Annotated in this window: 12 protein-coding genes; 4 read left to right on the plus strand and 8 right to left on the minus strand. The window is 76.0% G+C overall.

Annotated features, from left to right (window positions below; translation table 11 throughout):
• Positions 1-566 (minus strand): arginine deiminase family protein (locus GCU60_RS00005; protein WP_239520220.1); only part of this gene is annotated, 566 nt, incomplete at its 3' end.
• A gap of 115 nt (positions 567-681) precedes the next feature.
• On the opposite strand from GCU60_RS00005, the gene GCU60_RS00010 reads away from it, so the two are divergent.
• Positions 682-1,449, plus strand: a complete 768-nt coding sequence (locus GCU60_RS00010; protein ID WP_163201600.1) for an SDR family oxidoreductase — start codon at positions 682-684, stop codon at positions 1,447-1,449.
• A gap of 80 nt (positions 1,450-1,529) precedes the next feature.
• Here the strand turns inward: GCU60_RS00010 and GCU60_RS00015 are convergent, their stop codons facing one another.
• On the minus strand, positions 1,530-3,191 hold the full coding sequence (locus GCU60_RS00015) for an FAD-linked oxidase C-terminal domain-containing protein (RefSeq protein ID WP_163201601.1): 1,662 nt from the start codon (positions 3,189-3,191) through the stop codon (positions 1,530-1,532).
• A gap of 15 nt (positions 3,192-3,206) precedes the next feature.
• Here GCU60_RS00015 and GCU60_RS00020 point away from each other — a divergent pair, with 15 nt between their 5' ends.
• Positions 3,207-4,736, plus strand: coding sequence for a glycerol-3-phosphate dehydrogenase/oxidase (locus GCU60_RS00020; RefSeq protein ID WP_345770292.1), 1,530 nt, complete (start codon positions 3,207-3,209; stop codon positions 4,734-4,736).
• Positions 4,737-4,808: 72 nt separating this feature from the next.
• Positions 4,809-5,603, plus strand: a complete 795-nt coding sequence (locus GCU60_RS00025; protein ID WP_163201602.1) for a methyltransferase domain-containing protein — start codon at positions 4,809-4,811, stop codon at positions 5,601-5,603.
• A gap of 40 nt (positions 5,604-5,643) precedes the next feature.
• Here GCU60_RS00025 and GCU60_RS00030 read toward each other — a convergent pair whose 3' ends face one another.
• Entirely contained in the window at positions 5,644-6,396 is a 753-nt protein-coding gene (locus GCU60_RS00030; RefSeq protein WP_163201603.1) for a MerR family transcriptional regulator, read from the minus strand.
• Between the two features lie 97 nt (positions 6,397-6,493).
• Here GCU60_RS00030 and GCU60_RS00035 point away from each other — a divergent pair, with 97 nt between their 5' ends.
• Entirely contained in the window at positions 6,494-7,210 is a 717-nt protein-coding gene (locus tag GCU60_RS00035) for a methyltransferase domain-containing protein (protein ID WP_163201604.1), read from the plus strand.
• On the opposite strand, the gene GCU60_RS00040 is transcribed toward GCU60_RS00035, so the two are convergent.
• The 5 genes from GCU60_RS00040 to GCU60_RS00060 form a co-directional block, all read right to left on the minus strand.
• Positions 7,207-7,653: a YdeI/OmpD-associated family protein gene (locus tag GCU60_RS00040; RefSeq protein ID WP_163201605.1), complete on the minus strand. Its 447-nt coding sequence runs from the start codon at positions 7,651-7,653 to the stop codon at positions 7,207-7,209. The two genes, GCU60_RS00035 and GCU60_RS00040, sit on opposite strands and share 4 nt — an antisense overlap.
• A 17-nt stretch (positions 7,654-7,670) precedes the next feature.
• A complete protein-coding gene (locus GCU60_RS00045; protein ID WP_163201606.1) occupies positions 7,671-8,267 on the minus strand; it encodes a TMEM165/GDT1 family protein in 597 nt (198 codons plus the stop codon).
• Between the two features lie 102 nt (positions 8,268-8,369).
• A complete protein-coding gene (locus GCU60_RS00050) occupies positions 8,370-9,845 on the minus strand; it encodes a sensor domain-containing diguanylate cyclase (RefSeq protein WP_163201607.1) in 1,476 nt (491 codons plus the stop codon).
• A 152-nt stretch (positions 9,846-9,997) separates the two neighbouring features.
• Entirely contained in the window at positions 9,998-11,197 is a 1,200-nt protein-coding gene (gene larC / locus GCU60_RS00055) for a nickel pincer cofactor biosynthesis protein LarC (RefSeq protein ID WP_163201608.1), read from the minus strand.
• A gap of 18 nt (positions 11,198-11,215) precedes the next feature.
• Entirely contained in the window at positions 11,216-13,954 is a 2,739-nt protein-coding gene (locus tag GCU60_RS00060; protein WP_345770293.1) for a diguanylate cyclase domain-containing protein, read from the minus strand.
• Between the last annotated feature and the right edge of the window lie 34 nt (positions 13,955-13,988).

The following is a 13,988-nucleotide window of genomic DNA, read 5'->3' on the forward strand; positions in this document are numbered from 1 at the left end:
GCGGCGGTGATCGTGCTCTCCCGGTGGCGGGCGGGCATGGCCAGCGACGTCACCGCCACCTCGTCGCCGATCCACACCGACGAGTCGCGGGTGAACAGCAGGTTGGGCAGCGGCGGGACGACGAAGTCCGAGCGGTCCATGAGCTGGTAGGCCAGCCCGTGCCCGCGCAGCTCGTCGTGGGCCAGGCCGGCGATCAGGGCGGCGGCGAGGTCCTCGGGGGACAGCCAGGCCAGGTGCCGGGTGGCGTCGCGCTGCAGGGTGGCCCCCAGCCGCGGGTCGTCGACGGCGGCGCCGATCAGCTCGGCACGGGCGGCCGGGAAGGACAGGATCTCGGCCAGCAGGGCGTCCAGGTGCAGCACCTCGACGCCGCGGTCGGTGAGCGCCTGGGCGAACGCGTCGTGCTCCTCCTGCGCGCGGTCCACCCACGGGACGCCGTCGAAGAGCAGCTGGTCGTTGTTGCGGGGCGTCAGCCGGCGCAGCTCGGGGCCGGGCCGGTGCAGCATCACGGTGCGCAGCGGGCCGACCTCGCTGGTGGCGCCCACGGACGGCGCGGCGGGGTCGATCATGCTCGCAGGCTGGCACACCGGCGCGGCCCGGCGCTCGTTCCGGTGTCGGGAACCGCCTGGTTAGGGTGCCCCTGGGGCCGGTGTGCCGGCCCGGACGCCGACTGCGGAGGTACCCGTGCACCTGTTCGACCTGACCGGCAAGGTGGCTGTCGTCACCGGTGGCACCCGGGGCATCGGCCTCATGATGGCCCGCGGTCTGCTGCAGGCCGGCGCGTCGGTGTACATCAGCTCCCGCAAGGCCGAGGCCGGTGACGCCGCCGTCGCCGAGCTCCAGGAGTTCGGGAAGGTCGTCTCCGTCCCGGCGGACCTCTCCACCGAGGCCGAGTGCCTGCGGCTGGCCGAGGAGGTCGGCAAGCACGAGCAGCGCATCGACATCCTGGTCAACAACGCCGGCGCGAACTGGGGCGAGCCGCTGGAGACCTTCCCCGCCTCGGCGTGGGACAAGGTGCTCGACCTGAACCTGAAGTCGCCGTTCTTCCTCACCCGCGCGTTCCTGCCGCTGCTGGAGGCCGCCGGTGCTCCGGGCGAGCCGGCCCGCGTGGTGAACGTCGGCAGCATCGACGGGCTGCACGTGCCCGGGCTGCCCACCTACTCGTACTCCTCGTCCAAGGCGGCGCTGCACCACCTCACCCGCGTGCTGGCGCAGGAGCTGGGCCGCCGCAACATCACGGTCAACGCCGTGGCCCCCGGCCCGTTCGAGTCCAAGATGATGGCCGCCACGCTGGAGGCCTTCGGCGACGCGATCGCCGAGAAGGCGCCGCTGGGCCGCATCGGCCGCCCCGACGACATGGCCGGCGTCGTCGTCTACCTGTCCTCCCGGGCCGGGTCGTACGTGACCGGCGCCGTCATCCCCGTCGACGGCGGCATCGCCACCACCATCTGAGCCGGCCACCGCCGCCGCGTGGTGACGACCGCCGCGCTGCAACGCGGCGGTCGCGGCCACCACGCGGCGGCGAGGCGGTTCTAGTCGGGGAGCAGGACTCCGGGGTTGCAGATGCCCTGGGGGTCCAGTCGCTGCTTGACCGCGCGCAGCACCTCGACGCCGAGCGGCCCGACCTCGCGCTCCAGCCAGGGGCGGTGGTCGGCGCCGACGGCGTGGTGGTGGGTCAGCGTGCCGCCCGCGGCCAGCAGCGCGTCGGTGGCCGCCCGCTTGGCGCCCAGCCACTGCTGGATCGGCAGCGCGTCGTCGCGGTCGGCGATCACGGTGAAGTACAGCGAGGCGCCGGTCGGGTAGCCGTGCGAGAGGTGGGTCATCACCAGCGGCTGGTGGCCGGTGCGGACCAGCGACTCGCGCAGCGCCCGGCGGACCGAGTCGTAGACCGTCGGCAGCGCCGTCCAGGTGGCGGCGGTCTCCAGCGTCTCCACCAGCAGGCCGCCGTCCATCAGCCGGTCGCGGGTGTACGGGGCGCCGTAGCGGTGCGACCGCCACGACTCGCCCACGCGCCGGCCCAGCCGCACCGCGCCGCCGTCGCGGAGCAGCGACGACGCCGCACGCATGCGGGCCCGCACCACGTCGGGCACGCCCTCCCAGCCGACGACGAGCATGCAGCCGTCGCCCCGGCCGCGGGCCCGCAGGCTGCCGCGCAGAGCCTTCGCCCCCGTGCCGCCGGCCATCAGCAGGTTGGCGCGGGTCTCGTCGGGGTCGGAGAGCCGGACGACGTCGGGCAGCAGGTCGAGCCGGGCCAGGTTCTGCAGCGCGGCCAGCCCGGCCGGCCAGGTGCGGAACGACCAGCCCTCGTAGGAGGAGACCGAGGGCTTGGGGCGGACCCGCAGCTTCAGTTCGGTGATCACACCGAGGGTGCCCTCCGAGCCCAGCGCCAGGCCGAGCAGGTCGGGGCCGGCGGCCGAGGCGGGGGCGTGCCCGAGCTCGAGCACCCCCGACGGCGAGGCCAGCGTCAGCCCGGCGACCAGGTCGTCGAACCGGCCGACGCCGGTGGAGGCCTGCCCGGCCGACCGGGTGGCGGCGTACCCGCCCAGGGTCGCGAACTCCCAGCTCTGCGGCAGGTGGCCGAAGGTCAGCCCCTGCCGGCCGAGCTCCTGCTCCAGCGCCGGCCCGCGCATGCCCGGCCCGACGGTGACCATCGACGACGGCACGTCCAGCGCCTGCACCGAGGCCATGCGGCCCAGGTCGACCGCGATCGTCGGCCGGTCGTCGGGGTCCACGCCCGCGAGCCCGCCGACGACGCTGGTCCCGCCACCGAACGGCACGACGACGACGCCGAGCTCGCTGCAGGTGGCCAGCAGCGCCGCCGTCTCCTCGGTGGTGCCCGGCAGGACCACGGCGTCGGGGGCGTCGGAGGCGTCGCCCTCCCTGCGGCGCAGCAGGTCCAGGTAGCTCTTGCCACCGGCCCGGCGCAGCCGCGACTCGCGGTCGGTGCGCACGTTGTCGGCCCCGAGCAGGGCCGCCAGCGCATCCCGCGCGGCCTCCGGCAGCCGGCTGGGCGCCAGCGCGATCTCCTCGACCGGCACCGGCGGGGTGGCGCGCGGCGTCCAGCCCAGCTCGCGGACGAGGTGGCGGCGCGCGGCCTTGGTCAGGACGCCGTCGAGGCCGTTCCCGCCCTGCTCGGTGGGGGCCGCGGGGGCGGGCCCCCATCCCTGGATGGTCAGTTCCGGCTGCTCGGGCACGGCTACAGTCTGCCGGTGCCGCCCGGGACCAGGAACCAGGGAATCGGCTCGCTGTCGCCGGACCGGCGAGCCCGGGACGTCCAGGGGCTGGCCGGATCGGCGGTCGACGTCGTCGTGGTCGGCGGGGGAGTGACCGGTGCGGGCGTCGCCCTGGACGCCGCCTCGCGCGGTCTGTCGGTGGTGCTCCTGGAGCGCACCGACCTCGCCGCGGGCACCAGCCGGTGGTCGTCGAAGCTCGTGCACGGCGGGCTGCGGTACCTGGCGCACGGAGAGATCGGGCTGGCCCGCGAGAGCGCCCGCGAACGCGCCGTGCTCATGGGGGCGACCGCGCCGCACCTGGTCCGTCCGCTGCCCTTCCTCGTCCCGGACGCCGCGGGGCGGGACGTGACCGCGCTGGCGGGGGCCGGTGGCCGGCTCGGCGACGCGGTGCGGCTGTCGGTCCCGGGCGGGCGGCGCTCGCTGCCCTCGACGCGGCGGGTGCGCGCCGACGACGTCGCCCGGATGACCCCGGGCGTGCGCCCGGGGCTCGGTGGCGTCGTCTTCTGGGACGGGCAGCTCACCGACGACGCCCGCCTGGTGGTGGCGCTGGCCCGAACCGCCGCGGCCCATGGGGCGCGGGTGCTGACCGGCGCCGACGTGCTGGCGGTGGACGACGGCGAGGTGCACGTCCGGGTCGACGGGGCGGAGCTGTCGCTGCGGGCCGGCGTCGTGGTGAACGCCGCGGGGGTGTGGTCGCAGCGGCTGGCGCCGCGGATCCGGCTGGTGCCCTCGCGCGGATCGCACCTGGTGGTGCCGGGGGAGCGGCTGGGGTCGCCGTCGGCGGCGCTCACCGTGCCGCTGCCCGGTTCCCGCTCGCGGTACGTGTTCGCGCTGCCGCAGGCCGACGGGCTGGTCTACCTCGGCCTGACCGACGAACCGGTGGACGGCGCGGTGCCCGACGAGGACCCGGTGCCCTCGGACGCCGAGGTGCAGCAGCTGCTGGACACGGTGAACCAGGTGCTGTCCTCGCCCCTGGGCCGCGACGATCTCGTGGGCGCCTACGCCGGCTACCGGCCGCTGGTGCTGCCGGAGTCGGCCGGGACCGGGCCGGGCGGCGCGACCGCGGACCTCTCCCGCAAGCACCTGCTGATGTGGGACGGACCGGTCCTCTCCGTGGTGGGCGGGAAGCTGACCACCTACCGCGCGATGGCCGAGGAGACGGTGGACGCCGTCGTCGCCCGGCTCGGTCGTGGCGCCCGGCGGACGACGACGGCGCGGCTGCCGCTGGTCGGAGCGGCGCCGCGGGTGGCGCTGGACCGCGTGCCGGCGCCGGGCCGCCTGGTTGCCCGCTACGGCACCGAGGCGCCGGTGGTCGAAGCGCTGGGCCCGGCGCTGGTGGTGGCCGGCCGCCCGGAGACGGTGGGGGAGCTGCGGTTCGCCGTCCGGCACGAGGGGGCGCGGACCGTCGCCGACCTGCTCGACCGGCGCACCCGCATCGGCCTGGTGCCCGCGGACCGCGAGCGGGCCGTCCCGGTCGCCGAGCAGGTGCTCGCCGCCGAGCTCTGAGTCCCAGCTCGCGGTCCCAAAGGAATGGGAAGGCAGTTTCGTAGAGTGGGACAGGCGGAGTAGGACTTCCCCGTGGACACCTACACGCACGGGCACGCGGAGCCCGTCCTGCAGTCGCACCGCTGGCGCACGGTCGAGAACTCGGCCGCCTACCTGATGCCGCACCTGCGCCCCGGGCTCGATCTGCTCGACGTCGGCTGCGGGCCCGGCACGATCACCGTGGACCTCGCCGCGCGGGTGGCGCCCGGTCGCGTGCTCGGGCTCGACCTCTCCGCGGACCCGCTGGACGAGGCGCGGACCAACGCCCAGCGGGCCGGCGTGGCGGCGACCTTCGCCGTCGGCGACGTCTACGCCCTGGACCTGCCCGACGACTCCTTCGACGTCGTGCACGCCCACCAGGTGCTCCAGCACCTGACCGATCCGGTCGCCGCGCTGCGCGAGATGGCACGGGTATGCCGGCCGGGCGGCGTGATCGCCGTGCGCGACGTCGACTACGCCGCGACGACGTGGTTCCCGCTCGACGCCGGTCTCGACCGGTGGCTGGACCTGTACGAGCAGGTGGCCCGCCGCAACGGCGCCGAGCCCGATGCCGGCCGCCGGCTGCTGTCCTGGGCGCACGCCGCGGGTCTGCGCGACGTCACGGCGACGGCGGGCACGTACTGCTACGCCTCGGCCGAGGAGCGGCAGTGGTGGGGCCGCAGCTGGGCGGGCCGGGCGACGTCGTCCGCCTTCGCCGAGCAGGCGGTCGGCTACGGGCTGGCGACACCGGACGAGCTCACGGAGGTCGCCGCCGCCTGGTTGCGTTGGGCCGAGGCCGACGACGGCTGGCTCGGCATGCTGCACGGCGAGCTGCTGATCCGCCGCTGAGAGGGGCCGAAGTGGCGATTTCGGCCCCTCCCGGACGACGTCAGGCGCGCCGGGCGGCGTTGGCCTGGACGGCGGTGCTCACGTACTGCGCCAGGCCGGGCGCGATCCGTTCGTAGTACGCGGTGAACCGCTCGTCCTCCACGTACATCCGCCCGAGACCGGCGTGCATCTCCGGGCCGCAGTCGTAGAAGTTCCGGCTGATCTGCTGCCGGTGCTCCTCCGCGAGGTCCATCGCCCGCTCCGAGTCCGGGGCGACCCCCGACCGGAGTGCCTCGGAGAACCGGCGCTCGACGTCGTCGCTCTCGGCCTTGACCCGCAGCCAGTCGTCCTTGGTCATGGCGCGGGTCCGCTGCTGGGACTGCGCCCAGGCCTCGGTCTCGCCCCACTTCTGCTCGGCCTCCGCCGCGTACTCCTCCGGCAGCCAGTCGCCGAACACCTCGAACCGCTCCTCCGGGGTCAGTGAGATCCCCATGGCGTGTGCCTCCATCTCCTTCTCGACGGCCGCGACCATCGCCGACGTCCGCTCCAGCCGGTCCCGCAGCAGCCGGTGCTGCCGGCGCAGGTGCTCCGCGGGATCGGCGGACGGGTCGTCCAGCAGGGTCGCGACCTCCTCGAGGGGGAACCCGAGCTCGCGGTAGAGCAGCACCGAGTGCAGCCGGGTCAGGTCGGCCGGCGAGTACTGCCGGTAGCCGGCCGCGGTGCGCCCGGACGGCGACAGCAGCCCGATCCGGTCGTAGTGGTGCAGGGTGCGCACCGTGACGCCGGCCAGCGCGGCCACTTCTCCCACGTTCATCTTCGTTCCTCCTCCTCTGACGGCGACGAGCCTGCGGCCTGACGTCGCGTCAGGGTCAAGCAGCTTTCCCGACGACGGTCGCCGATAGGGTCGCGCGGTGACCGAGGAGGGCCCGGGCGGCTGGAGCACGCCGCTGTACGAGGCCGTGCTCGAGGCCACCGGTATCGGGCCCGGCACCACCGTGCTCGACCTCGGCTGCGGCGTGGGGCTGTTCGCCCGGGCCGCCGCCGACCGGGGCGCGCGGGTGACCGGCGTGGACACCGATGCCGACGCCGTCGCCGTGGCCACCGCGGAGGTCCCCGAGGGCACGTTCCTGGTGCGGAACGCCCAGGACCCGCCGCGCGGCCCGTTCGACGTGGTGGCCGCGGTGCAGCTGCTCATGCACGTCGCCGACCCGCTCACCGTGCTCAGCCGGGCCAGGCGCTCGGGCGGGGTGGTCGCCGCCACGGTCTGGGGCCGGGAGCGCGAGTGCGACCTGCGCGTGTTCGAGGAGGCGCTCGCCCCGTGGTCGGGGCCGAGCCGGCCCGCGCGGGGGCAGTCGGTCGGCGAACCGGCCCGGCTGCGCTCGATGGCCGAGCGGGCCGGACTCGTCGTGGAGCGGCTCGACGAGGTGGCGGTCCCGTTCCACTACGCCGGCGAGGACGCCATGTTCCGGTCCCTGATGGCCGCGCCGCTGGCCCGCGCGGTGGCGGAGCGGACCGACCCCGGCACGTTGCGGGCGGCGGTGCTCGAGCACCTCGAGCCCTACCGCACCGCCGACGGCGGCTACCGGCTGCAGAACCTGTGCCGGATGCTGGTCGCCCGGCGGGCCTAGCGGGTCTTCTTCCCGGCGGCGACCGACTCGACGGTCTTCGCGACCCGGGCGGACCGGGTCTCGGGCTTCTTCGCCTCGGTCACCCAGCGGACCCACTCCTTGCGGTGCGAGTACGCCAGCGCGTCGAAGGTCGCCCGGACGTCGTCGCCCAGGGCCGCGGCCAGGTCGTCGGGCACTTCGACCTCGCGGGGCGCGTCGTCCCGCTCGACGGTGACGGTGACCTCGTCGCCGGCCCGCACCCCCGCGGCTTCGCGGTGCTCGGCGGCCAGCGGGATCCAGGACGCGCCGCCCATCGGGGCCACCGTCGTCCGGTAGGTGTGGCTGCCCACCGTGACCACCACCGGAGGCCGTCTGCCGCCGCCGAGGGCGTCGACCACCTCGTCGGGAACCTGCAGGCCGGTGGCCGTCTTGCCGCCGAGGGTCACCGTCGTCCGGAACTCCATGACGGACAACCTAGGGCTCAGACCAGCGCGCGGACCGTCTCCACGGCGGCGACGACGGCGAACACGAGGAACAGGCCGGCGGCGACCCGGCGGATGAGCGGGATCGGCAGCCGGTCGGCCAGCTTCTTGCCGAGGAAGACCGCGAGGCCGGAGACGACGAGCAGCGCGGCCCAGGCGCCGACGAACACCGACAGCGGCTCCTCGTAGCGGGCGGCCAGGCCGGCGGTGGCCAGCTGCGAGAGGTCGCCCCACTCGGCGGCGAACAGCACTCCGAAGGAGATGGCTGCCGCGCGCAGGAACGACGTCTGCTCGCGGCGGTCCGCGGCCGTCCCGCCGTCCTCGGCCTCCCCCGTGGCGCTGCGCCAGAGGATTCCCGCGCCGACCAGGAACAGCAGCGCCACGACGCCGGTGACCAGCGCCTCGGGCAGCAACGACAGCAGCGAGCCGGCGGTGACGGCGATGGCGACCTGCAGGCCGAACGCGGTGCCGACGCCGACGAACACCGGCAGCGGGGGGAAGCGGGTGGCGAGCACCAGGCTGGCGAAGAGCGTCTTGTCCGGCAGCTCCACCGGGAGCACCAGGACGAACGCGGCCAGCACGACCGACCAGATCACGTCGAACTCTCCTCCGCGGCTCACTGCCGGGCGGGGCTCGGGCAGGCGACCTCTCGGCGACCACGGTAGCGGGCGGGGTGCCCGGTGTTCGCGACCGGCGGGTCAGACGGGCTGGCGCGGCCGGATCACGCCGGGCCGGCGTGCTGCCTTCACCCGGTACATCGCGGCGTCCGAGCTGGCCAGTGCGCTGTCGGCGGTGTCGTCGGGCCCGCAGAGGGCGACGCCGATGCTGATCCCCACCGCGTGCTCGGCGCCACCGGAGCGGCGCAGCGGCCGGTCGAAGGCGGCGGTGATCCGGTCGGCGATGACCTGGGCGGCCTGCTCGGAACCCACCTCGGGGCAGAGGACGACGAACTCGTCGCCGCCGATCCGCGCCACCGTGTCCCCCGGCCGGACGGCCGCGGCCAGCCGGCGCGCCGCCTCGACGAGCACCTCGTCGCCCGCGGCGTGACCGGCCGTGTCGTTGACCGGCTTGAACCCGTCCAGGTCGCAGTAGAGGACCGCCATCGGCCGCTGGGCCCGCTCGGCAGCGGCCAGGCTCTGGTCGAGCCGGTCCAGCAGCAGGTTGCGGTTGGGCAGCCCGGTCAGGGGGTCGTGCAGCGCCGCCTCGCGGAGGGCGGCCTCCAGCGCCCGCTGCTCGGTGACGTCGGAGATGGTGACGACGATGCCGAGCATGGTGCCGTCGTCGTCGTGCACCTGGACGCCCGAGCCGGACACCCGGCGCAGCGGTCGGCCGGGGAGGGCGATGGCCATCTCGGCGCCGTCCACGCGGCCCTCGCTGTAGACCCGGCTGAACGGGACGTCGTCGTAGGCGAGGGGCGTGCCGTCGACGTCGGTGAGCCCGAAGGTGCTCGGGATGTCCTCGACGGCGACCGTCGGGTCGGCGTCCAGGCCGTGCCAGGCGCGGGCGGCGGCGTTGAAGAGCGTGACCCGCCCCTCGGCGTCCCCGCCGACGACGCCGACGGGCAGCACCTCGAGCAGGGAGCGGGTGAACGCCGCCGAGCGGGCGAGCTCCTGGTGCGCTCGCGCCGTCTCGGCCCGGGCGAGCTGGCTGGCCGCGGCGAGGTCGGCCAGCTGGCGGGCCTGCTGGGCGGCGCGGACCAGCGAGGCGACGGCGACGGCGACGTCGGCGAGCCGGCTGCGCTCCTCGTCGGTGAAGGCGTGCGGCTGGTCGTCGAAGACGCAGATGGCGGCGAGCGCGACGTCGTCCACCACGACCGGGACGGTGCCGAAGGCGCGCATCCGGCCGCGTCGGCCGTCGACCCACGGGCTCCCGGCGAATCCGGGCACCAGGCTCAGGTCGTCGCAGGTCTGCACGCCGGTCCCACCGTCGAGCACCGTCGCGACGATGGAGCCCTCCCGCGGCCAGGAGGCGCCACGGAAGCCGTGGACGGCCATCACGCGCATGATGGCCGTGTCCATGGTGATCACCGAGGCGCAGCGCATCCCGATGACGGCCGCGGCGACCCGGACCAGCCCGTCGAGCGCGGGGTCGGCGTCCATGACCGGCAGCTCCGTGTCGGGGGCGAGGGCAGCCGGACGGCCGAGCACCGGTGCGGGCTCAGCCGTGCTGGTCATCCTGGGATCCCTCCGCGTACGGCCGGTGACTCCGATCCGTTCAGTTTCGCAACGGCGCGGCGGGACGCGCTATTGAGGCTCGCCGGAGCACTTCCCCCGCACGGGTGGTGCCGGCCGCTCCGGCCGCACGCCGGACCTGCCGGGCAGGCCGCTCACCCCCACAGCGGGGGTGCCTCCGCGGTGCTGACCGGGTAGGCGTCCTCCGCGGCCGCGGTGGCCGCGCGGAGCACCTCCTTGACGGGCAGGTCCCGCTCCCGGGCGAGGGCCGCGACGTCCTCGAACTCGACGCTGACGTTGGCCAACCGCCCGCCGGAGACGGCCAGCTTCACGCCGACCTGACCGCCGAGGACGTCCACGGTCGCGTGCGCCCGCTCCAGGGCCACCTTGCCGACCTCCACCACCCGCAGGCCGATGGTGGAGGTGGTGGCGAAGACCGCCGCCTGCACCGCGGCCACGGCATCGGGCCGGCAGAGCGCCGACAGCGTGTGCGCCGGCCGGCCCTTCTTCATCAGGATCGGCGTGAGCCACGCGTCGGAGGCGCCGGCGGCGAACAGTGCGTCCAGCACGCCCGGCCACAGCCGCGGGTCGAGGTCGTCGACGTTGGTCTCCAGCACCACCGGGCGGGCGGGGGCGGGGGCGTCCGGCTCACCGAGGACCAGCCGGACGACGTTGGGCAGTTCCTCGGGGTCGCGGCCCCCGGCGCCGGTGCCCACCCGCTCCGGGCGCAGCGCCGGCAACGCCGTCCACTCGTCGACCCGTGCGGCCAGCAGCGCGGCCCCGGTGGGCGTGCACATCTCCGCGGGCACCGGCCCGGCGAGCACCGGTACGCCGGTCAGCAGCTCGAGCACGGCCGGCCCGGGGATCGGGACCACGCCGTGCGAGCTCCGGGCCGAGCCGCTGCCCAGGGCGACGGGTGAGGCGGTGAGCCGGTCGAGCGCCAGGTACTCCAGCCCGGCGACGACGCCCACCACGTCGGCGAGCGCGTCGAGCGCACCGACCTCGTGGAAGTGCACCTGGTCGGGGTCGACCCGGTGCACCCGGCCCTCGGCGACGGCCAGCCGTTCGAACACCGCGAGGGCGCCGTCGCGCACGGGCGGGGGCAGGGCGGAGTCCTCGAGCAGCGCCCGGACGTCGGCCCAGCTGCGGTGCACGTCCGAGGGCGGGGCGTGCACGTGCACGCGGGTGGCGCCCAGCCCGTGGCGGGTCACCGGCTCGGCGACCAGGTGGACGTGTTCCACGTGCAACGCCGCGACGGCCTCGGCCGGCACGTCCAGCGGCACCCCGGCGTCCACCAGCGTGCCGAGCAGCATGTCGCCCGACGCGCCGGCCGCCAGGTCCAGCCAGCCGATCATGCTGCGCCCCCTCCGGGACTACCGGCGGGCGCTCCTCCGCGCCACGCGGGCGGCGAAGACCCCGGCGGAGTAGCCGTTGTCGATGTTGCTCACCGTCATGCCGGGGGTGGCCGCGGTCAGCATGGTCATCAGCGCGCCGAGGCCGCCGAACGCGCTGGGCTGCCCGGTGGAGGTGGGCACCGCGACGACCGGCACGTCGGTGAGGGAGCCGATCACCGTCGCCAGGGAGGCGTCCATCCCGGCGACGACGACCAGGCAGTCGACGTCGTCGAACAGCGACCGGTCCGACAGCAGGGTGCGGACGCGGCCGCCGGCCACGTCGTCCATGCGGACCACCTCGGCCCCGGCCACGCGGGCGACGAAGGCGGTCTCGGCGGCCACCGGTGCGTCGGCGCCACCGGCGCAGAGCACGGTGATGCGGCCGGTGGGCTCGGGCACCGGGCCCACCGCGGCGGCCGAGGCCGCGGCGTCCATGGTCGTGTACGCGTCGTGCTCCGTGGCCAGGGCGACCAGGGTCTCCGGGGTCGCGCGCAGCACGAGCGCCGGGCGGTCGGGGTGCTCGGCGCGGGCCGCGCGGACCAGCGCCAGCACCTGCTCGGTCGTGCGCCCGGTGGCCCAGACCACCTCGGGCTCCACGGCGGCCGGCGTGCCGGCCAGCGGCTGCGCGGCGGGGGACTCCTCGACGGCGGTCTGACCGGCGGACTGCTCGACGGCGGACTGCTCGACGGCGGACTGCTCGACGGCGGACACCGGCACCGGGCCCAGCAGCGGCTCATCGGGCCGGTCGGTGCCGAGCGGCGGGTGCGGGGTCAGCAGGGCGGCGAAGCCCGGCGTCTCCTCGCGCACGGCGGTGACCGCCCGGTGGACGTCGTTCCCCGGAGCAGCCTGCACCTCCGCCACGACATCGGCGTCCGGCGTCGGATCCGGGCTGTCGTCTGCCGTGTCGGCAGCTGCCGGCGGGGGCCCGAAGAGCACGTCGAGCGGGCTCGCGGCGGCCCGGGTCTGCGTGACGGCCGACAGCCGCACGACCCGGTCCCGCCCGCTGCGCTTGGCGTCGTAGAGGACGCCGTCGGCCGCGGCGAACAGGGTCTTGCGGTCGTCGCCGCGGGTGGCCGACGCGATGCCGACGCTGATCGTGACCGGCACGTCGAGCCCGAGCTCGGACCACGAGTAGCGGGCCACCGAGGCCCGGATGCGCTCCAGAGCGCGTTCGGCCTGCTCGGCGGTGGTCTCCGGCAGCAGGATCACGAACTCGTCCCCGGCCCAGCGGCACACCTCGTCGGTGTCGCGGACCCCGGCCACCAGCAGCTCGCCGACCGCCCGCAGGACGGCGTCGCCGCCGGGGTGGCCGATGGCGTCGTTGATCGACTTGAACCGGTCCACGTCCACGACGGCGAGGGCCGGGACGTCGCCGGCGGCCAGCAGGCCGTCGAGCCGGGCCTCGGCGTAACGCCGGTTGGGCAGGTGGGTGAGCGGGTCCTCGTAGGCCTGCCGGCGCAGCTGGCCGGCGGCGCGCTCGGTCTCCAGCAGGCTCTTGCGGCGGCCGAACAGCTCCACCCAGCGGGTGCGCCGCTCGTCGACGCGGTCCAGCTCGTCGGAGAGGTAGGCCTGCAGGTAGGGCAGCGCGCGGTCGGCGTCGTTGAGGTCGGCGTGCAGGGTGCACAGCTCCCGCAGCGCGGCGCGGCGGACCCGGGGCAGCCCGTGCTCGGTGGCCAGGTCCAGCGCGGCGACGAGGTGCTCGTCGCCGGTGCGGCCGTCGCCGTTGCGGCGCAGCGCCCGGCCCAGCGCCAGCTGCGCCGAGGCCAGCCGGGCGCGGTCGGCCGACGCCGAGGTCAGCCGGACGGCGGCGCGCAGCGGGCCGACCGCCGCGGCCTGCTCACCCATGCCGACCAGGGCCCAGCCGTGCACGATCTGCGCGGGCACGATGCCGGCCGAGTCGGGCGGCAGCTGGACCAGGGCCTGCTCGGCCAGCCGGCGGGCCTCGGCGAAGTAGGGCGCCGCGGACTCCGGCACGCCGTCGTCGAGCAGTCCCTCGCCCAGCTCGGCGCACAGCTCGCCCAGCCGGGTGGCGGCGACGGCGACGAGCACGTCGGGGTCCGCGCCGTCGCGGGCCAGCACGTCGGGGTCGGTCGCCGCGGCGAGGGCCGTCTCGTGCGCCCGCCGCTGGTAGTCCAGCGCGAGTGGCATGAGCTCCAGGTCGGCCAGCACGCCGGCCAGCGTGCCCAGCGTGTCGACCAGCAGGACGCCCGGCGGGAGCGTCGGGTCGAGCAGGCTCGCGGCCTCCACGGCCTCGTCCATGGCGGCGTCGATCCGCCGGGACAGCAGCTCGATGCGGGCGTGCCGGGCGAGGCCGGCGGCGCGCTGCAGGTCGTCGTCGGCGGCGTCGAAGGCGGCCTTCGCCGAGCGGACCAGCGCGATGGCCAGCGCCGCGCGCGAGGCCGACTCCGAGCGGGCGTCGGCTCCGCCGCCGGTGCCGTCGAGCAGCTCGGCGACGCCGGCGTGCAGGTCCAGGGCGGGTTCGGCGGAGGACTCGGGGGAGACCGGGTCGCCCACCAGCGTGAAGCCGGCGACCCGCAGGCGGCGGACGAGCAGCTCGGCGCGGAGCGTGTCGGCCCAGGCCCGGCCCAGCGACATCGGGGCGCCCTCGACCGCGTCGGCGCCCGGAACGGCCGCGACGTAGGGGGACGGGTCCCGCTCCACACCTGCGAGCAGCTGCTCGGCGTCGTCGAGCTGCCAGTTGCTCAAGGCGGCGGTCACCCGGTGATGCAGGGCTCCCGGTGGCACGAGCGCA

The organism is Blastococcus saxobsidens (assembly GCF_010682065.1).
GTDB classification, from domain to species: Bacteria; Actinomycetota; Actinomycetes; order Mycobacteriales; family Geodermatophilaceae; genus Blastococcus; species Blastococcus saxobsidens_B.